This is a genomic window from Pseudomonas campi, assembly GCF_013200955.2.
GTDB classification, from domain to species: Bacteria; Pseudomonadota; Gammaproteobacteria; order Pseudomonadales; family Pseudomonadaceae; genus Aquipseudomonas; species Aquipseudomonas campi.
The window spans coordinates 42,665-59,210 of record NZ_CP053697.2; the positions used below are offsets into that span (position 1 = coordinate 42,665).

Annotated in this window: 17 protein-coding genes; 12 read left to right on the forward strand and 5 right to left on the reverse strand. The window is 65.5% G+C overall.

Annotation, left to right across the window (positions count from 1 at the left end):
• The first annotated feature begins 17 nt into the window (after positions 1–17).
• A complete protein-coding gene (locus HNE05_RS00180; protein WP_173210877.1) occupies positions 18–1,379 on the forward strand; it encodes a DUF1329 domain-containing protein in 1,362 nt (453 codons plus the stop codon).
• Here the strand turns inward: HNE05_RS00180 and HNE05_RS00185 are convergent.
• On the reverse strand, positions 1,376–1,996 hold the full coding sequence (locus HNE05_RS00185) for a TetR/AcrR family transcriptional regulator (protein WP_173210879.1): 621 nt from the start codon (positions 1,994–1,996) through the stop codon (positions 1,376–1,378). The two genes, HNE05_RS00180 and HNE05_RS00185, sit on opposite strands and share 4 nt — an antisense overlap.
• A 178-nt stretch (positions 1,997–2,174) precedes the next feature.
• Between HNE05_RS00185 and HNE05_RS00190 the strand changes: the two genes are divergently transcribed.
• Genes HNE05_RS00190 through blaOXA form a run of 4 tightly spaced genes read left to right on the forward strand, consistent with a single transcriptional unit; the run spans position 2,175 to position 5,088 of the window.
• Positions 2,175–2,975, forward strand: coding sequence for an alpha/beta fold hydrolase (locus HNE05_RS00190; RefSeq protein WP_173210882.1), 801 nt, complete (start codon positions 2,175–2,177; stop codon positions 2,973–2,975).
• A 54-nt stretch (positions 2,976–3,029) separates the two neighbouring features.
• The gene (locus HNE05_RS00195; protein WP_173210884.1) at positions 3,030–3,911 is read left to right on the forward strand and encodes an alpha/beta fold hydrolase; all 882 of its coding nucleotides are present in this window, start codon (positions 3,030–3,032) and stop codon (positions 3,909–3,911) included.
• Between the two features lies 1 nt (position 3,912).
• Complete coding sequence (locus HNE05_RS00200) at positions 3,913–4,278, forward strand: DUF7079 family protein (RefSeq protein ID WP_173210886.1); 366 nt, start codon at positions 3,913–3,915, stop codon at positions 4,276–4,278.
• A gap of 27 nt (positions 4,279–4,305) precedes the next feature.
• Positions 4,306–5,088 carry a class D beta-lactamase gene (gene blaOXA / locus HNE05_RS00205; protein ID WP_173210888.1) on the forward strand — a complete coding sequence of 261 codons (783 nt, stop codon included), beginning with the start codon at positions 4,306–4,308 and terminating at the stop codon, positions 5,086–5,088.
• A gap of 3 nt (positions 5,089–5,091) precedes the next feature.
• On the opposite strand, the gene HNE05_RS00210 is transcribed toward blaOXA, so the two are convergent.
• Positions 5,092–5,496, reverse strand: a complete 405-nt coding sequence (locus HNE05_RS00210) for a DUF3301 domain-containing protein (RefSeq protein WP_173210890.1) — start codon at positions 5,494–5,496, stop codon at positions 5,092–5,094.
• Between the two features lie 118 nt (positions 5,497–5,614).
• On the opposite strand from HNE05_RS00210, the gene HNE05_RS00215 reads away from it, so the two are divergent.
• The 4 genes from HNE05_RS00215 (at position 5,615) to HNE05_RS00230 (ending at position 10,233) form a co-directional block, all read left to right on the forward strand.
• A complete protein-coding gene (locus HNE05_RS00215) occupies positions 5,615–6,877 on the forward strand; it encodes a hypothetical protein (RefSeq protein WP_173210892.1) in 1,263 nt (420 codons plus the stop codon).
• A gap of 191 nt (positions 6,878–7,068) precedes the next feature.
• On the forward strand, positions 7,069–8,313 hold the full coding sequence (locus HNE05_RS00220) for a hypothetical protein (RefSeq protein ID WP_173210894.1): 1,245 nt from the start codon (positions 7,069–7,071) through the stop codon (positions 8,311–8,313).
• A 63-nt stretch (positions 8,314–8,376) separates the two neighbouring features.
• Positions 8,377–8,751, forward strand: a complete 375-nt coding sequence (locus HNE05_RS00225) for a DUF2946 domain-containing protein (protein WP_173210896.1) — start codon at positions 8,377–8,379, stop codon at positions 8,749–8,751.
• A 114-nt stretch (positions 8,752–8,865) separates the two neighbouring features.
• Positions 8,866–10,233, forward strand: a complete 1,368-nt coding sequence (locus HNE05_RS00230; RefSeq protein ID WP_173210898.1) for a PepSY-associated TM helix domain-containing protein — start codon at positions 8,866–8,868, stop codon at positions 10,231–10,233.
• 120 nt (positions 10,234–10,353) lie between these two features.
• Here HNE05_RS00230 and HNE05_RS00235 read toward each other — a convergent pair whose 3' ends face one another.
• Positions 10,354–10,836, reverse strand: coding sequence for an acyl-CoA thioesterase (locus tag HNE05_RS00235; protein WP_173210900.1), 483 nt, complete (start codon positions 10,834–10,836; stop codon positions 10,354–10,356).
• Positions 10,837–11,033: 197 nt separating this feature from the next.
• Here HNE05_RS00235 and HNE05_RS00240 point away from each other — a divergent pair, with 197 nt between their 5' ends.
• A complete protein-coding gene (locus tag HNE05_RS00240; protein WP_173210902.1) occupies positions 11,034–11,753 on the forward strand; it encodes a tetratricopeptide repeat protein in 720 nt (239 codons plus the stop codon).
• Between the two features lie 204 nt (positions 11,754–11,957).
• On the opposite strand, the gene HNE05_RS00245 is transcribed toward HNE05_RS00240, so the two are convergent.
• Both HNE05_RS00245 and HNE05_RS00250 read right to left on the reverse strand, forming a co-directional pair.
• Positions 11,958–13,325 carry a glutamine synthetase family protein gene (locus HNE05_RS00245; RefSeq protein WP_173210904.1) on the reverse strand — a complete coding sequence of 456 codons (1,368 nt, stop codon included), beginning with the start codon at positions 13,323–13,325 and terminating at the stop codon, positions 11,958–11,960.
• Between the two features lie 105 nt (positions 13,326–13,430).
• Complete coding sequence (locus HNE05_RS00250; protein WP_173210906.1) at positions 13,431–14,822, reverse strand: aspartate aminotransferase family protein; 1,392 nt, start codon at positions 14,820–14,822, stop codon at positions 13,431–13,433.
• A 123-nt stretch (positions 14,823–14,945) separates the two neighbouring features.
• On the opposite strand from HNE05_RS00250, the gene HNE05_RS00255 reads away from it, so the two are divergent.
• Positions 14,946–15,716: an SDR family NAD(P)-dependent oxidoreductase gene (locus tag HNE05_RS00255; RefSeq protein WP_173210908.1), complete on the forward strand. Its 771-nt coding sequence runs from the start codon at positions 14,946–14,948 to the stop codon at positions 15,714–15,716.
• Positions 15,717–15,836: 120 nt separating this feature from the next.
• Positions 15,837–16,505: a GntR family transcriptional regulator gene (locus HNE05_RS00260; RefSeq protein ID WP_173210910.1), complete on the forward strand. Its 669-nt coding sequence runs from the start codon at positions 15,837–15,839 to the stop codon at positions 16,503–16,505.
• Positions 16,506–16,546 lie beyond the last annotated feature (41 nt).

Below are 16,546 nucleotides of genomic sequence, written 5' to 3' on the forward strand. Positions count from 1 at the left end.
CCAAGGGACGAACCGACATGTACAAAACAGGATTTCTCCACACCGGTTTGCTGGCCGCCATGCTCCTGGCCGCTCCCCTGGTACAGGCACAAGTCAGCGCCGAACAGGCCGCGCGCCTGGGTCAGGACCTCACCCCGCTGGGCGCGGAAAAGGCCGGCAATGCCGCCGGCACCATTCCCGCCTGGGACGGTGGCCTGGCGCCGCGCAGCGATGCCTTCGACCCGGTGGCCGGCTACAAGGACCCGTTCGCCGCCGACCAGCCGCTGTTCAGCATCAGCCACGCCAATGTCGCGCAGTACCGGGCACAGCTCAGCCCCGGCCAGCTGGCGATGCTGGCGCGCTATCCGGACAGCTGGAAACTGCAGGTCTACCCGACCCGCCGCTCGGCCTCCTACCCGGACAAGGTGTATGCAGCGATCAAGGGCAATGCCACCAGCGCCAAGCTGATCGAGGGCGGCAACGGCATCGCCGACTTCAAGACCGCCACGCCTTTCCCGATTCCACAGTCGGCCCTGGAAGTGCTGTGGAACCACCTGGTGCGTTACCGTGGCGACAGCGTCAAACGCTACTACGCCCAGGCGGTGCCGCATGCCAGCGGCGACTACTTCATGACCCAGATCGAGGACCTGTTCCTGTTCAACCAGGATGCCGGCGACGCCAGCAAGGATAACGGCAACGTGCTGTTCTACTTCCGCCAGTCGGTGCTGGCGCCGGCGCGTCTGGCGGGTACCGAACTGCTGGTCCACGAGACCGTCGACCAGGTCAAGGAACCGCGTCTGGCCTGGCTCTACGCCGCTGGCCAGCGGCGTGTGCGGCGCACGCCGAACGTGGCTTACGACTCGCCCGGCACGGCTTCCGAAGGCATGCGCACCACCGACAACTTCGACATGTTCTCCGGCGCACCGGATCGCTACGACTGGAAGCTGGTGGGCAAGGAAGAGTTGTATGTGCCGTACAACAACTACCGCTTCGCCGCCAAGACCAACAAGTACAGCGACATCGTCAAGGCTGGCCACGTCAACCCTGACCTACTGCGCTACGAGCTGCACCGCGTCTGGCATGTGCGCGCCACGCTGAAGGCCGGCGAGCGCCACCAGTACAAGCAGCGCGACTTCTATTTCGACGAAGACAGCTACCAGATCCTGGTGGTCGACCACTACGACAACCGCGACAACCTCTGGCGCCTTGGCGAGTCCTACACCATCAATATGTATGACCAGCCGCTGATCTGGACCAAGGGCGATGCGGTATATGACTTGATCGGCGGCCGTTATGTCATTGGCATATTGTCCAATGAAGAGCCGGCGGATCAGTTCGATATTGCCCTTAAACCGACGGATTTCACCCCGGCACAATTACGCCGCGACAGTCGACGTTAGACGTGGGTAACTTCCAGATAATTGCAGATCAGCCGCGAAAGTTCCCCGGGAACAACTTCCCGGGGGGTCACGCCGAGGCTGCCGACCATGGTGAAGTAGTTCATCCCGGCGAGCAGCATGTGCGCGGCCAGGTCGGCGGCCTGTTCGGGATGCGGGTGGCCGATATCGCTGCGGCGCGCCAGGGCGATGTGGCAGAAGGTCTGGCCGATGTAGGCGTTGAGCTGGTGGAAGCGCTGGCGGAACTGCAGGTCGGCCGAACTACGACGGATCAGGGCGCGAAGCAGGCCTTCACTGCCGTCGAACAGGCGGATCATGCCTTGGATAAGGCCTTCGATCTGCGCCTCGAGGGACAGATCCTGGCTGCCGAGCTCGGCCACCAGGCTGTCAATGGCCAGCCGGTTTTGCTCGACGAAGCGGTCATGCACGGCGTACAGCAGCATGTCCTTGTCGCCGAGCAGACGGTAGAAGGTGCCCACCGAGGATTCGGCGAGTTGGGCGACCTGGGAAATACCGGTTTCCTCGAACTGATTGTTCGCCAGCAGTTCGGCGGCGACATTGAGAAAGCGCTCAAGGGCTTTCTTGCTACGTGCCTGGGTGGGGTTGGTAATGCTGTACATGATCCATTCTCGAACTGGCGCGGCACGATTCTAGGGGGTTTGCCGGGGCAAGGCAAATAGCCGGATTTATCCGCAACGACAATTAATTAGTTATCCGAGAGTGCAATTTTTTAATTATCCGGACTTCCCGGGTAACGAACTTTCTCGGCCATTTATTATTCAAGGGAAGTGCCTGGATATGGACTATATAAATTTGCCCAGTGGGCGTTTTGCCTATATCAGCGAGGGTCAGGGTGAGGCGGTGCTGCTGGTGCACGGGCTGGGTTCATCCCTGCTCGACTGGCAACCGCAGATTGAGCATCTGGCGCGTTATTGCCAGGTCTTTGCCCTCGATGTGCGGGGTCATGGCCAGAGCGAACCGCTGCGCGCACCGGTAAGCATGGCCGAGCTGGCCGCGGATATTGCCGACTTCATTCGCGCCAAGCAGATCCAGCCGTGCATCCTGGTCGGCATTTCTATGGGCGGCATGCTGACCTTCCAGCTGCTCGCCGACCAACCGCAGCTGGTGCGCGCCGCGGTAGTGATCAACAGCGCGCCAAGTTTCATCGTCGACTCCTGGCGCATCCGCCTGCAGGTCTGGTTGCGCCTGGGTCTGGTGCGCCTGTTCGGCCTGCCGGGGCTGGCGCGTATGCTGGCCGGCAAGCTGTTCCCCAAACCGGAGCAGCAGGCCCTGCGCGAACTGGTGACGCAGCGCATCGCCGGCAACGAGCAGACCTCCTATATGCATGCCATGCGGGCGATTCCCGGCTGGTCGAGTTTGCCGGCGGTGCAGGCGGTGGAGACACCCTTGCTGGTGGTGGCCGGCGATCGCGACTACACCCCGCTGGCCTACAAGCAGGCCTATGTGGCGCAGCTGCGCAACGCCCGCCTGGAGGTGATCGCCGATTCCGGGCATGCCACCCCGCTGGACCAGCCCGAGGCGCTGAATCGGCTATTGGATGGCTTTATTGCCGAGCATTCGGCGACTTTACCCGCCTGACGCGCTCAAGCGTGCTGGGTACACTAGCCGCAGACTTTCTCTGCGGCCTTCCCCATGCACTTGCTCCCCTGGTCCCACCCGAGTTCCGCCGGCTTCACCCTGACCGGCTGGCACAGCGCGCCTTCGGGCAAGCCCTTGCTGCACTTCCTGCATGGCAACGGATTTTGCGGGCGTACCTACGAGCCCATGTTGGCGCTGCTCGCCGAGCATTTCGACCTGTGGCTGTGCGATGTCCAGGGCCACGGTGAAACTGAGCACGGCGGCCGTTTCCATGGCTGGAACCGCAGCGCCGAGCTGGCTGTGGAGGCCTTCGAGGCCGGCCGCGGGATCTTCGGCGCGGTACCGCGCTTTGCCCTCGGGCATAGTTTCGGCGGCGTTCTTAGCAGCCTGATCCTGGCGCACCATCCACAGCTGTTCCAGCGAGCGGTGCTGCTCGACCCGGTGCTGTTCAGCCCGCCGATGATCGGCGTCATGGGCCTGTCCGAACTGCTCGGCCTGCACCGGCGCAATGTCATGGCGAAGAAGTCGGCGGCGCGGCGCAAGCACTGGCCGGATCGCGCCACGGCGTTCTCCCTGCTGCAGGGCCGCGGCATCTTCCGCGGCTGGGCCGACGAGGCCCTGCAGGCCTATGTCGAGCACGCGCTGAAGGATGTGGACGAGGGCGGCGTCGAGCTGAAATGCCGGCCCAGCCGCGAGGTGGATATCTTCAGCTCCTTCCCCAAGCGCCTGTGGCCATCGTTGGCCAAGGTGCATACGCCGACCCTGCTGCTGCATGGGGTCAAGAGCTATGCCTTCGTCGGCAAGTCGGCGCTGCGTCTGGCGGCGAGCAACCCGGCGGTGCGCGAGCAGCAGGTCGAGGGCGGGCATTGCTTCATGCAGGAGCAGCCGGCGCAGAGCGCGCAGCGGGTGCTCGACTTCCTCCTGCAGCGCAGCTGAGATGCCGGCCAACCGCGAGGCCGTCTGGCTGGCGCTGGCCGATCTGTGGCTGGATACCGAGACCGATGCCACGACGCTCGACGCCATCGTGCGCACCCTGCGTGACAGCGGCCTGGCGCTTGCCGAGCTGGAGCAGATCTTCTACTACGAAGTGGCGCCGGTGGTCTGGCGCAATGCCTGGAGCGTGGCCGGCGAGTGGAGCGGTTTCGACCCGCAGTGGCTGGCTGAGGAATGCCGGCGTAACCAGCAGCGCGGACGTTGGCACCGCGGCAAATGCCGGCTGCTGCGCCGGCCGATGACCTATGCCTGCCGCGAACTCTGGCAGCAGATATGCGCCCGGCTTGCGCCGCCCACCGGTGCGCTTTAGCGCGCCATCGCTGATTCAGGAGTGAGCATGAAACACCTCCTCTGCGCTCTGGCACTGCTGTTGAGCGCTTCCCTACAGGCCGTGGAGATGCAGGAGAACCCTGCGCTCAAGCCGCTGTTCGAGGCGGTACAGGTCCGCGGCACCTTCGTCCTGCACGATGTCGCCAACGGCACCTTCAGCGGCCACGACCGCCAGCGCGCGCAGATTCGCTTCGTGCCCGCGTCCACCTTCAAGATTGCCAACAGCCTGATTGGCCTGGCCAGCGGGGCGGTCGGCAGCGTCGACGAGATTTTCCCCTACGACGGCAAGCCGCGCTACCTCAAGACCTGGGAGCGCGACATGGGCCTGCGCGAGGCGATCAAGCTATCCAATGTGCCGGTCTACCAGGAGCTGGCGCGGCGCATTGGCCTGCCGCGCATGCAGGCGCAGGTGGCGGCGCTCGGCTACGGCAATGGCCAGGTCGGGGCGGTAGTGGATCGCTTCTGGCTGGACGGGCCGCTGGCCATCAGCGCCATCGAGCAGAGCCAGTTTCTCGCGCGCCTGGCCCAGGACCAGCTGCCCTTTGCCCCCGGCGTGCAGGCGCAGGTGCGGGAAATCAGCCTGCTGGAGCAGGGGCCGGGGTGGAAACTGTATGGCAAGACCGGTTGGGCCACGGCCGTCGAACCGGATGTTGGCTGGTGGGTGGGCTGGCTGGAGCAGGATGGTCGGCTGTACAGCTTCGCCCTGAATATGCCGATTGGCAGCGAGCAGGATCTTCCCCGGCGCATCGAGCTGGGCAAGGCCAGCCTGCGGGCCTTCGGGTTGCTGTAGAGATCAGTCGATGCGCCGCTGCTCGTCTGCCTTCGGGTGATTGCGGCGCCAGTCATCCAGCTGGATCACTTTGTCATCGAAGGCGGCCGGCGCCTGGAACGGATGGGCGTCCAGTTCGATGCGCCCGAGTTGCTGACCGAACATGCTGATGCTGCCACTCAGGCGCTGCTCGCCGGTAACGGTGAACTCGAAATCGTAGAGCCGGGCCAGGCGCCGATTGCCACGGGCATCGCGCAGCAGCGCCAGGCGGCGCAGGGCGACGTTGCCGTCGAGCAGCTCGATATCCAGCTTGGCGCAGTGGCGTTTGACCAGCTCCAGGGCACGCTCGCGAATACCGTGGCCGCGCCAGAACCAGGCGGCGATGGCGGCACACAACAGCAGCAGGGTCAGATCGGTCAGGCTCAGCATGACAACTCCAGCGGTAACCCGGGCAGCTTAACCGATCCTGTTGGTCGCGCTCAGCCCGGCTTGCGATAAGCGGTGTTGTTGGTTAGCGTCCGCGCAGTGCTTGGGGCGAGAGGCGGCGATGCGGGTGATCAAGGGTTTGGTTGGGCTGGCGCTGGTGCTGGGGTTCGCCGGTGGAGCCTTTCTCTGGCTGCGTGACGAGCCGTCCAGTGCCGAAGTGCAGCAATGGCTGCAGCAGGCACGCAGCAAGCCGGCACAGAGCGCCGCTTATGTCTTTCTGGCCGGTCTGGATGCACCGCTGCGGCACTCGCCGGCGGCTCTGGGCGCGGCGCGATTGCAGGCCTACGAACAGTGGTTGGCGAGCCAGGGCCCGGCGCAGGGCTTCCAGCCTGCGGCGCAAGCTACCCTGCTGCTGCCCGCTGGCGACGAGTTCTGTTCGATCGAGGCGCCCACCTGCTTTACCAGCCTGCTGCAACGCCAGGAGCGCTTGCCACAGGTGCTGGCCGAACACGCGGCATTGCTGAGCCGTTACCGCTATTTCCTGCACTTGCAGGACTACCGCACGCTTAGCTCGCCGGGGCTGAGTGAGCCGTTGCCGCCGCTGCTGTACCTGGCGCGCGCCCAGCAGTTGCTGAGTCTGCAGGCCCTGCAACTGGCTCTGGCTGGCGAGGGCAAGGCGGCGCTGGCCTTGCTTGAGGAGGACCAGGCGGGCATACGCCGCCAACTGGGCAAGGCCGATCAGCTGGTCATGAAGATGACTCTGGTAGCCATGCTCAACCGCAACCTGGAGTGGCTGGTGCGCCTGCATCGCGCAGGGATGGTGCCGCGACCCACCCCGGTGGTGAGGTTGAGGCCGGCCGAGCGTTCTCTGGGCCTGGCCATGCAGCGTGAATTCCTGCTGGGAGCGGTGATGCTGGAGAATCTGCGCGAGGAAGATATTCCCTCTCTGCTGGAAGAGGCTTCGCTGTGGCTCGACTACAAACCGCAGATGACTATCAATGCCAGCCTGATGCCCTATCGTCAGGTGATCCAGCTGTCCCGAACCGAACCCGCGGCCTTCGCTGCCCTGGTGCATAAAAAGCCGCAGCTGCCGGTGCCCAATACCGGCCTGCGCAACCGTGTCGGCAATATCCTGCTGGATATTGCCGGTGCCGACTTCGTCGAGTATGTCGGCCGGGTGCAGGACCTCGACAGCAAGATCAAGCTGGTCAACCTGAGTCTGCAACTGCCGTCTGGGTCAGTGACGGCGGCGCAGCTGGTGGCTCTGCCGCACCGGGGTAATCCGTATTACGCCAAGCAGCCGCCGCGCCTGGATAAGCAGGGGCGTATGTGTTTCGACGGGCCGCTGCCACAGAAGGATTCTGGGCGCTGCGTGCAGCTCTGAGTCTTGTGGGCGACCGGCTGGTTGGTTAGCGTGGCCGTCTTGTACCCCCCCTCTCGCGAAAAGGATTTCCATGCACTGCACGACCTGCTGCACGACTGTTCGGCTAATCAGCCAACGGATGTTCGAACTGTCGGCTAGCGACCTGTCGCAACGCTCGCGCCCTTTCAGCCTGGTTCAGGGGTGAGCAGTCGATGAGCACGATGAACAAATGGCTGATCTCCGTGATTGTCACGCTGGCCTTGCTGGGCAGCGGTGTGGCGTTCTGGCTGTATGACGAACCGCTGTTGCCCGAGGCGCAGCGCTGGCTGGAGCAGGTCGCTAAGGTCGAGGGGGACAGCGCCGCCTACTACCAGCTGTTCGGCCTGGACAGCCCGGCGGGTAGTGAGCCGCAGGCTGCCGGGCGCAGCCGGCTGGTGGCGCACCGTCAATGGCTGGCCAGCCACGGCCCAGCACAGGCCATGCCCGCCGTGGATGAGCCGGAACGTTTGGCCTTGCCCGGTGACGAGCTGTGCGCCCTGGCGAAGCTGGGTTGCCTGGCGCGGTTGCGTCAGGAACCGGCGACACTGGCCGCCCTGTTGAGTGATCACGACGAACTGCTGCAGCGTTACCAGCAGCTGCTGGCCCTGGAGGATTACCGCACCCTAAGTCTGCCGAGCCAGAGCGAGCCGCTGTTGGCCTACCCGTTTCTGGGCAAGGCTGCCCAGTTGCGCGGGGTCCAGGCCCTGTTGCTGGCCGAGCAGGGGAATGGTGCGGCGGCGCTGGCCTTGTTGCAGGGGGATATCCGTCAGCAACGTATCTGGTTGGCGCGCGCGGACAATCTGATCCTCAAGATAATGCTGATCGGGCTGCTGGAGCAGAACCTGGATGGCCTGGCCCTGCTTTACCGCGCCGGACTCATCCCCAAACCCGCCGCCGAAGCGGCGCTGAGTCGCGCGGAGCGGTCGTTGCACGACGCCATGCGTCGCGAATTTGCGCTGATTGCCACTTCCTTGCGCGGGCCGGCCCCGACAAAGAAGGTTCCCGCCTGGCGCCTGCGATTGGCCTTCAAGTCGCGTATGAGCATCAACGACACTCTGCCGAGCTACCTGCGCGTGGCCACGGACTCGCAGTTGGATGCCGCCGCCTTTGCCCAGCGCCAGACAGTCGTCAGCGATACCGCCATCAGCACCTGGCGCCGCTGGCGCAACCCGGTGGGGGCGATTCTGGTGAGTGTCGCCATGCCCGACTTCAATCGCTACCTGGCGCGGTTGCACGACCTGGATGCCAAGCTGTCATTGTTCAATGCCCTGGGCACAGCCGTGCCGGCGAGTGCCAACCCCTATTACCCACAGTCCCGGCCGTTCTGGGATGGCAAGCTGCAGGCCTATTGTTTCGACGGGCCGTTGCGCGATGAACAGCGGCGCCGCTGCCTGCCCTGGCTACCCCCGCCGGGCTGATCGCAGCTAAGCTTGCAGCTGCGCCGTTAGCGCGCGCTTTACTCACCCAGCCGGATGCGCCCTTTGCCTTCGACTCACCCGCTCAGTGCTACTCGCCTCGCCTTGCTGGCCATGTTCCTGCTGGTGTGCGGCCCGTTGCTGTCGCAGGTGCTGGTGCCGGCCGGGCAGGGGCCTGTGCCGGGCTGGATGCGCGAGCTGAGCTGCGCGGCCGAGGATGGCAGTTCGCATGCATCGGGCGGCCACGATGCGCTGTGGGCCAAGTGCGGTTACTGCACCCTGCTGTTCACTTCGCCGGCGCTGACCTCCAGCCTGCCGCCGGTGCTTGCCCGCGCCCCGCTGGCCGCCGTGCATGCGGTGCAGCATCAGGTCGCGGCGCCGCACGCCGCGCCACCCTTTCCCGCTGCCCACCCGCGCGCGCCGCCCGTGCTGTCGAGCTGATTCGCTTGTGTCCCGCCCGCGCGCCCTGCCTGTGCAAGGCCGCTGGCGCACCATGCCGTCGTCCTGTCCAGCGGGCGGCGGCGCCGAAGCTGTTCGATACGAGGCAACCGTCCTATGACTGTACGCACCCCATCTTTTTACAATCTGGCCTGGCGCTGGCACTTCTATGCCGGCCTGTTCGTCATCCCGTTCATGCTGATGCTGGCGCTGACCGGCATTGTCTATTTGTTCAAACCGCAGCTCGATCAGTTGATGTACCCCGAGCTGCTCAACGTACAGCCGGGCACTGTGGCGCTGTCTGCCGATGCCCAGTTGCAGCGTCTGCAGCAGGCCTACCCGCAGGCGCAGGTCAGCCAGTACCTGCCGGCGCCCGCCGCCGATCGCAGCGCGCAGTTCGTCGCCACGCTGGATGGGCGCAAGCTCAACCTGTTCGTCGACCCCTACAGCGGCGCCGTACTCGGCACCCAGGATGCCCAGGACAACCTGCAGGCCATCGCCCGCGCCCTGCACGGTGAGCTGCTGATCGGCACTGTCGGCGATCGCCTGATCGAGCTGGCCGCCGGCTGGGGCGTGGTGCTGGTGGTGTCCGGTCTGTACCTCTGGTGGCCACGCGGCCAGGGTGGCGCCGGTGTGCTGTGGCCGCGCCTGTCGGCCCGTGGGCGTCTGCTGTGGCGCGATCTGCATGCGGTGAGTGGCTTCTGGGGCAGCGCCCTGTTGCTGTTCATGCTGCTCACCGGGATGACCTGGACCGGCTTCTGGGGCGAGAAATTCGCCGGCGCCTGGAACCACTTCCCGGCGGCGATGTGGACCGACGTGCCGACCTCGACCGTGCAGGCACGCAGCCTCAACAGCGCGGCGGATCAGACCGTGGCCTGGGCGGTGGAGAACACTCCGCTGCCGGTTTCCACCAGCCATGCCGCGCACCATGGTGATGCTGGCGTGGCGCCAGCGGCCAGCGGACGCATCGCCCTGCAGCAGGTGGTCGACACGGCCAGCCGTCTGGGTGTGGCACCCGGCTACAGCGTGACCCTGCCGGCAGATGCAAGCGGCGTGTTCACCATCGCCCTGTTCGCCGACGACCCGCGGCATGACGCCACCCTGCATCTGGATCAGTACAGCGGCCAGGTGCTGGCCGATATCCGCTGGGCCGACTACGGTCTGGTGGCGCGTACGGTGGAGAGCGGGGCGAAGCTGCACGAAGGCAAGCTGTTCGGCCTGGCCAATCAGCTGGTCATGCTCGCCGTCTGCCTGCTGATCCTGCTGGGTTCGCTCAGCGGTTTGCTGATGTGGTGGAAGCGGCGTCCGCAGGGGCGTTTCGGTGTGCCGCCGCTGCGTCACGACCTGCCGCTGTGGAAAGGTGGGGTGGCGATCATGCTGCTGCTCGGCGTGCTGTTCCCGCTGGTGGGCGCTTCGCTGCTGCTGATCTGGGGGCTGGAGTGGCTGTGGTCGCTGCGCCGGCAGGCCGAGGTGGTGCCGGGTTGAGAGCGGGCTGCCCCGGCATTGCGCCGGGGCGCCACTAAGCGCTTGCGTAGGGTGTGTCGTGCCTCAGGTCTGCGTCAGGTCCCGGTGCGTGCGGCGAACCCTACGCGAGCGCGGTCGCTCTTAGCCTTCGGCGTTCAGCACCCGATAGCGCTGCTCAAGCTCTTCGCGGATGGCCCGGCGTTGCTGGGCCTGGGTGAAACGCCGCTGCTCGTCGCTGGTCGCCGGTTGCAAGACCGGTACCGGCTGTGACTGGCCGCGATCATCCACCGCGACCATGGTGAAGAAGCAGCTGTTGGTGTGGCGCACCGAGCGCTCGCGGATGTTCTCGGTGACCACCTTGATGCCGATCTCCATCGAGGTGCGCCCGGTGTAGTTGACCGCGGCGAGGAAGGTCACCAGTTCGCCGACGTGAATCGGTTCGCGGAAGATCACCTGGTCCACCGACAGGGTCACCACGTAGCTGCCGGCGTAGCGGCTGGCACAGGCATAGGCCACTTCGTCGAGGTACTTGAGCAGGGTGCCACCGTGGACATTGCCGGAAAAGTTGGCCATATCCGGGGTCATCAGGACTGTCATCGACAGTTTGTTGGTTCCAAGTTCCATGTGTTTCTCATTGGCAGATAAGGTATGTGCTGGCGCTTGCAGTCCTGCGGGTCTGCTTGTTGTTATAGGTGCTGCTGGTGATCTTCGCTTTGCCAGCGCGGCCTGGCATGCAAGTTTGTGGCCGCCGGGGCGGCTGTGTGTCGGGGTCGCTCGGCGCCGGCTAAGCTGGGCCTTGGCCCTGTCAGGAGGTTTCCCCCATGTTCAACCTGCGGCGTTATGTATTGCTGGTGCTGCTCCCTTTCGGCGCTCTGTGCACTGCGGCGGAGCAGACGTGCGACAGCGCCGCCCAATGCAACCAGGCCGGCAGCAGCGCCTACCAGGCGGGACGCTATGCCGAGGCCATCGAGGCATTCGAACGGCAACTGCGACGCTCCGAGGAAGGCGATACGGCACAGCAGGAGCTGGCGCTGAACAATCTGCTGCTGGCCAATCTCAAGGCCGGCGACCCCGGCATGGCTCGCGCCTGGCTGGAAGTGGCGCTGGACAATGGCCTGCAGGGGCCGGCGACGCGGCACAATTTGGGCAAGCTCGCCGCGGTTGTGGACTACCCGGCGCTGGCCGCGACGGTCGAGGGGCATTACCTGCGCTATGCCGGCCAGGGGGCGTGGAGCAGCCTGGATATCCAGCGCAAAGGTAATGGTTACCAGGTGTTCTTCAACCCCTTGCGGGCCGGTGCCCAGATCGAGGAATACGGCCCGGCGGCCATCGGCGAGCTGCACGGCAGCATCAGCGGTGCCGGCCCGCACTTCAGCCTGAATGAAGCCGGGCTGGCGACGGAGTGTGCGGTGGAACTGCTGTGGAATGGCGCCGACATGCGCGTGCTCGAGGCCTTTGGCGAGGAGTGCCAGGCCTATGGCGGCGCCGGTATCAGTGTCGCCGGGCGCTACTACAAGACCAGCAGCGTGGCGAAGTTCTAGCGGCTGACTGACTTGTCGGCCGACAGGCCGAGGTCAATGGCCAGCCCGTCACCGTTCTGGTCGGTCACCGCCACCACTACCAGCGGCTCCGCTGACCAGTGCCGCGGTTTGGCTCCCGAAAGAATCGTGCTTTGCGTAGGGGTGCGCCGCGTGTTCACCACAGGCCCCGCGTAGGGACCCCGGTGCGCACGGCGCACCCTCGGCTTACGCGTGGGTCAGATACCAGCGCCAATCCTGCTCGCCGACTTCGCCCATGAACTGGCGGAACTCGTTCCACTTGATGGCCAGGAACACCTTGAGGAACTCCTCGCCCAGTGCCTGCTGGGCCCAGCTGGAGTTCTCCAGGGCGCGCAGGGCGGTCAGCCAGTCGGTGGGCAGGGTTTCGCGGGCCTGTTCGTAGCCGTTGCCGATGATTTCTTCACCGGGATCGATCTGGTTCTGGATGCCGTGATGGATACCGGCGAGGATCGCCGCGGCGGCCAGGTAGGGATTGGCGTCGGCGCCGCAGATACGGTGCTCGACATGCCGGCTCTTGGTCGGGCCGCCCGGTACGCGGAATGACACGGTGCGGTTGTTCACCCCCCAGCTCTTGGCCAGCGGCGCGTAGCTGTTGGTCTGGAAACGGCGGAACGAGTTGGCGTTGGGGCAGAAGATCGCCAGGGCGTCATTCAGCGTGGCCATCATGCCGCCGATGGCGTGCTTGAGCAGCGGCGTGCCGTGCGGGTCCTCGGAAGCCATCAGGTTGTTGCCGTTTTCATCCGCCAAACTCACGTGCATGTGCAAGCCGCTGCCGGCCAGGTCGCCGAATGGCTTGGCCATGAAACAGGCCTGCAGCCCGTGCTTGTTGGCCACGCCCTTGACCAGGCGCTTGTAGCGCACGCCTTCGTCGATGGCCTGCAGCGCGTCGAAGCGGTGCTCCAGGGTCAGCTCGACCTGGCCCGGGGCGTATTCGGAAATCGCCGTGCGCACCGGCAGGCCCTGTACTTCGCAGGCGGCGTAGAGGTCGTCGAGAAACGGCTGCAGCTGCTCCAGCTCGTACACGCCGTACACCTGTGGCGCCTGTGGGCGCACGCCGTTGCTTTGCAGTGCGGGCTGCGGACGACCATTGGCATCACGCTGCTTGTCCAGCAGGTAAAACTCCAGCTCCACCGCCATCACCGGGTGGTAGCCGTCGGCCTTGAGCCGGTCGATGGCGCGCACTAGCACATGCCGCGGATCGGCCGGGGCGGCCGGCAGGCCCTGGGTCGGGTGCATGCTCACCTGCAACTGGCCGGTCGGCGTGGTGCGCCAGGGTTGCAGGGTCAGGCTGCCGGGCAGCGGGTAGGTCCAGCAGTCGGCGTCGGCGACTTCCCAGACCAGGCCGCTTTCTTCCACGTCCTCGCCCTGGATGGTCAGCGCCAGGATCGAGCTGGGCAGCGGCCGGCCGTTCTCGTAGATGGCCAGCAGCTCGTCGCGGTGCAGCAGCTTGCCGCGCGGGATGCCGTTGGCGTCGATCAGCATCAGCTCGATGCTGCGCACTTCCGGGTGGGCGGCGAGGAAGTCACGGGCTTCCTGGGGATTGGCGAATTGCATAGTGGCGGTCTCTGTAGGGTGGATGACGTTTTATCCATCCACCGTGGGAATCGGTTGTCGGTGCGGCCTGTTGGTGGATGAAAAGAGCGTCATCCACCCTACAAATCATTCGCGGGCGCCGGGGATGGCCAGTAGCTCGGTCAGGGCCTGGTCGAGCATGCCGATCAGCTTATCCACATCCTCCGCCGTGGTGCTCGGGCAGCACAGGGTCATGTTGTGGAACGGGGTGATCAGGATGCCGCGGTTGATCAGGTACAGGTGCAGGGCCATCTGCAGCTCGTCGTGGAAGGCCGCCTCGGCCTCGGCGCCGGTCTTCGGTGAGACCGGGCAGAACTGGAACTCGCTGCGCGCGCCCAGCTCGGTCACCGACCACTTCAGCTCGTGCTTGCCGATCAGCGTGCGGAAGCCATCGGCCAGGCGCTTGGCCAGCGGCAGCATGTGCGCGTAGGCGGCTGGGGTCATCACCTGTTCCAGGTTGGCGCGCATGCAGTGCATGGCCAGGGCGTTGGCCGACAGGGTGGTGCCCATGCCGCTATGACCATGGCCGTGGCTGCCTTCGCTGGCGCGTTTACGCGCAGTGGTCATGGCCTCGGCCATCGCCGCGCTGCAACCGAAGATGCCGCACGGCACACCGCCGGCAATCGGCTTGCCGACCACGAAGAAGTCCGGGTCGAGGTTCCACAGTTTGGTGCAGCCACCCATATCGGTGGAGATGGTGTGGGTCTCGTCGATGATCAGCAGTGCGCCGTATTTACGGGTCAGCTCGCGGCATTTCTGCATAAAGCCCGGCTCGGGCAGGACCATGCCGATATTGGTCATCGCCGGCTCGCACAGCAGGGCGCAGACGTCGCCCTTGGCCAGTGCGGCTTCCAGTGCCGCCACGTCGTTGAACGGGATCGAGCGGCTGTACTCGGTCAGGTCATAGGCCTGGCCGACCAGGCCGGAGCGCGGCACGGTTTCGCCGTCGATGCAGCGCACCATTACGTCGTCCACCGTGCCGTGGTAGCAGCCGTCGAACACCAGCAGGGTTTTGCGCTGGGTAATCGCGCGGGCCCAGCGCAGCACGTAGCGGTTCGAGTCCGTGGCGGTGGCGGTGACCTGCCAGAACGGCAGGCCGAAGCGCGCGGCCAGCAGCTCGCCGCAGACCACCGCGTCCTCGCCCGGCAGCATGGTGGTCAGGCCGTTGTTGCCTTGCTCGGCGATGGCCTTGGCGATCGGGTCCGGCGAGTGGCCAAACATGGTGCCGGTGTCGCCCAGGCAGAAGTCGATGTATTCGTGGCCATCGACGTCATAGAAGCGCGCGCCTTTGGCCCGCTCGACAAACAGCGGCACCGGGGTCGACCAGTCCGCCATCCAGTGCATCGGTACGCCACCGTACAGCGAGTTGCGCGCCCGCTCGGCCAGGGCCACGGATTTCGGATTGCGCGCGATAAAGCGCTCCCGCTCGCGGCCGGCGAAGGTTGCTACGGCGGATGGGCTGATACCACTGGCAGTCATGTTGAACACCTCGTTCGAATATCTGCACATGCTCATTTGTGATCACAAATAAGTCAATAGATGTCTTATTGTCGGTAATAAGGTAGATTTTTCCTTAATTTGTGATCACAGGTGACGGTTATCATGGAACAACAGCAGCAAGTGGCTTTGGTCAGCGGCGCCGGCAGCGACAGCGGAATCGGCATGGCCATCGCTCGGCGCCTTGGTCGCGCCGGCGTGCGCGTGCTGCTCACCGCCAGCAGCGCACGGGTCGAACAGCGTGCGGCCGAACTCTGCGCTGAAGGTATTCAAGCACGTGCCCGCGCCGCCGACCTGACCGATGAGCAGCAGGTGGCCGAGTTGGTTGCCTGGGCGCAGGCGCAGTGGGGGCAGATCGACATCCTGGTGAACAACGCCGGCATGGCCATGCAGGGCAGCCCCGAGCCGTTTGCCGAGCTGGCTGAGATGGATTTGGCCAACTGGAACCTGTCGCTCAATCGCAACCTGACCACTGCCTTTCTGCTCATCCGTGGCGTGTTGCCCGGTATGCGTGCACGCGGCTACGGGCGCATCGTCAATATCAGCTCGACCACCGGCACCCGTGGCAGCAACCCCGGCGAATCCGCCTACAGCGCGGCCAAGGCCGGCATGCTCGGCCTGTCCATGGGCCTGGCGCTGGAAGTGGCCAAGCAGGGCGTCACGGTCAACAGCGTGGCGCCGGGCTGGATCGCCACCGGTTCGAGCACCGAGGAGGAGCGGCATGCCGCCGCGTACACGCCGCTCGGCCGCGCCGGGCGCCCCGAGGAAGTCGCTGCCGCCGTGGCCTTTCTCGCCTCGCCGGAGGCCAGCTATATCACCGGAGAGGTCCTCGTCGTCGACGGGGGCAACTGCCTCATTGAAAACAAGGCTCCTTGATCCATTAGAATCCCCTGCGCCGCTCTGGGGCGGTCTTCTTCAGTCAAAGGAATCCTGCATGCGCAACTGCTCGCTGACCCTCGCCCAACTGCCCGCGCCACCGGCCAAGGGTGCATGACCATGGCCGACAATCTGCAGGAGCAGCTCTACCAGCGCATTCGTGAAGGCCTGCTGGCCGGGCGCTTCCAACCCGGCCAGCGGTTGAAAATCCGCGATCTGGCCGCCGAGTGGGGCACCAGCCCGATGCCGGTACGTGCCGCCCTGCAGCGCCTGGTGGCCGAGGGCGCGCTGGAGGGCGAGCCGCAGCGCTCGGTGCGCGTGCCGCCCATGACCCGCGAGCGCTACCAGAACATCTTCCAGGTGCGCCTGGGCCTCGAAGGCCTGGCCGTGGAGTTGGCCGCGCCGCGCCTGACCCCCGCCGACCTGACCCTGCTGCGCGATTGTGTGGCGCGCATGGACCAGGCCATCGAGCTGCGCCAGGTGCAGGCCTATCTGGATGCCAACAGCCAGTTCCACCTGCACCTCTACAGCGCCTGTGGCAACCCGGTGCTGCTGCGCAGCATCGAGTCGTTGTGGCTGCAGGTCGGTCCGTTCTTCAACCGCCTGTTCACCGGCGCCGATCTGTCGCTGCGGCTCAATGATTTCCACGAGGAGGCCTTCGCCGCCATCGAGGCCGGTGACGCCAAGGCGGCGCGCCAGTTCATGGAGCAGGACCTGCTCTACTTCGCCCGTTTCCTCCTCAACCTGCTCGAACTGGAGGGCGCTCAGGCCCGCAGCATCAGCCCTTGAGCCGCTCCTGGGGAGAGTTTGCCGGAAGGTAGCTTGGGTAA

What these genes read in the sequence shown, in the direction of transcription:
- HNE05_RS00180 (WP_173210877.1), top strand. Translation starts at nt 18, where the DNA reads ATGTACAAAACAGGATTTCTCCACACCGGTTTGCTGGCCGCCATGCTC.
- HNE05_RS00185 (WP_173210879.1), bottom strand. Translation starts at nt 1,996, where the DNA reads ATGTACAGCATTACCAACCCCACCCAGGCACGTAGCAAGAAAGCCCTT.
- HNE05_RS00190 (WP_173210882.1), top strand. Translation starts at nt 2,175, where the DNA reads ATGGACTATATAAATTTGCCCAGTGGGCGTTTTGCCTATATCAGCGAG.
- HNE05_RS00195 (WP_173210884.1), top strand. Translation starts at nt 3,030, where the DNA reads ATGCACTTGCTCCCCTGGTCCCACCCGAGTTCCGCCGGCTTCACCCTG.
- HNE05_RS00200 (WP_173210886.1), top strand. Translation starts at nt 3,913, where the DNA reads ATGCCGGCCAACCGCGAGGCCGTCTGGCTGGCGCTGGCCGATCTGTGG.
- blaOXA (WP_173210888.1), top strand. Translation starts at nt 4,306, where the DNA reads ATGAAACACCTCCTCTGCGCTCTGGCACTGCTGTTGAGCGCTTCCCTA.
- HNE05_RS00210 (WP_173210890.1), bottom strand. Translation starts at nt 5,496, where the DNA reads ATGCTGAGCCTGACCGATCTGACCCTGCTGCTGTTGTGTGCCGCCATC.
- HNE05_RS00215 (WP_173210892.1), top strand. Translation starts at nt 5,615, where the DNA reads ATGCGGGTGATCAAGGGTTTGGTTGGGCTGGCGCTGGTGCTGGGGTTC.
- HNE05_RS00220 (WP_173210894.1), top strand. Translation starts at nt 7,069, where the DNA reads ATGAGCACGATGAACAAATGGCTGATCTCCGTGATTGTCACGCTGGCC.
- HNE05_RS00230 (WP_173210898.1), top strand. Translation starts at nt 8,866, where the DNA reads ATGACTGTACGCACCCCATCTTTTTACAATCTGGCCTGGCGCTGGCAC.
- HNE05_RS00235 (WP_173210900.1), bottom strand. Translation starts at nt 10,836, where the DNA reads ATGGAACTTGGAACCAACAAACTGTCGATGACAGTCCTGATGACCCCG.
- HNE05_RS00240 (WP_173210902.1), top strand. Translation starts at nt 11,034, where the DNA reads ATGTTCAACCTGCGGCGTTATGTATTGCTGGTGCTGCTCCCTTTCGGC.
- HNE05_RS00245 (WP_173210904.1), bottom strand. Translation starts at nt 13,325, where the DNA reads ATGCAATTCGCCAATCCCCAGGAAGCCCGTGACTTCCTCGCCGCCCAC.
- HNE05_RS00250 (WP_173210906.1), bottom strand. Translation starts at nt 14,822, where the DNA reads ATGACTGCCAGTGGTATCAGCCCATCCGCCGTAGCAACCTTCGCCGGC.
- HNE05_RS00255 (WP_173210908.1), top strand. Translation starts at nt 14,946, where the DNA reads ATGGAACAACAGCAGCAAGTGGCTTTGGTCAGCGGCGCCGGCAGCGAC.
- HNE05_RS00260 (WP_173210910.1), top strand. Translation starts at nt 15,837, where the DNA reads ATGGCCGACAATCTGCAGGAGCAGCTCTACCAGCGCATTCGTGAAGGC.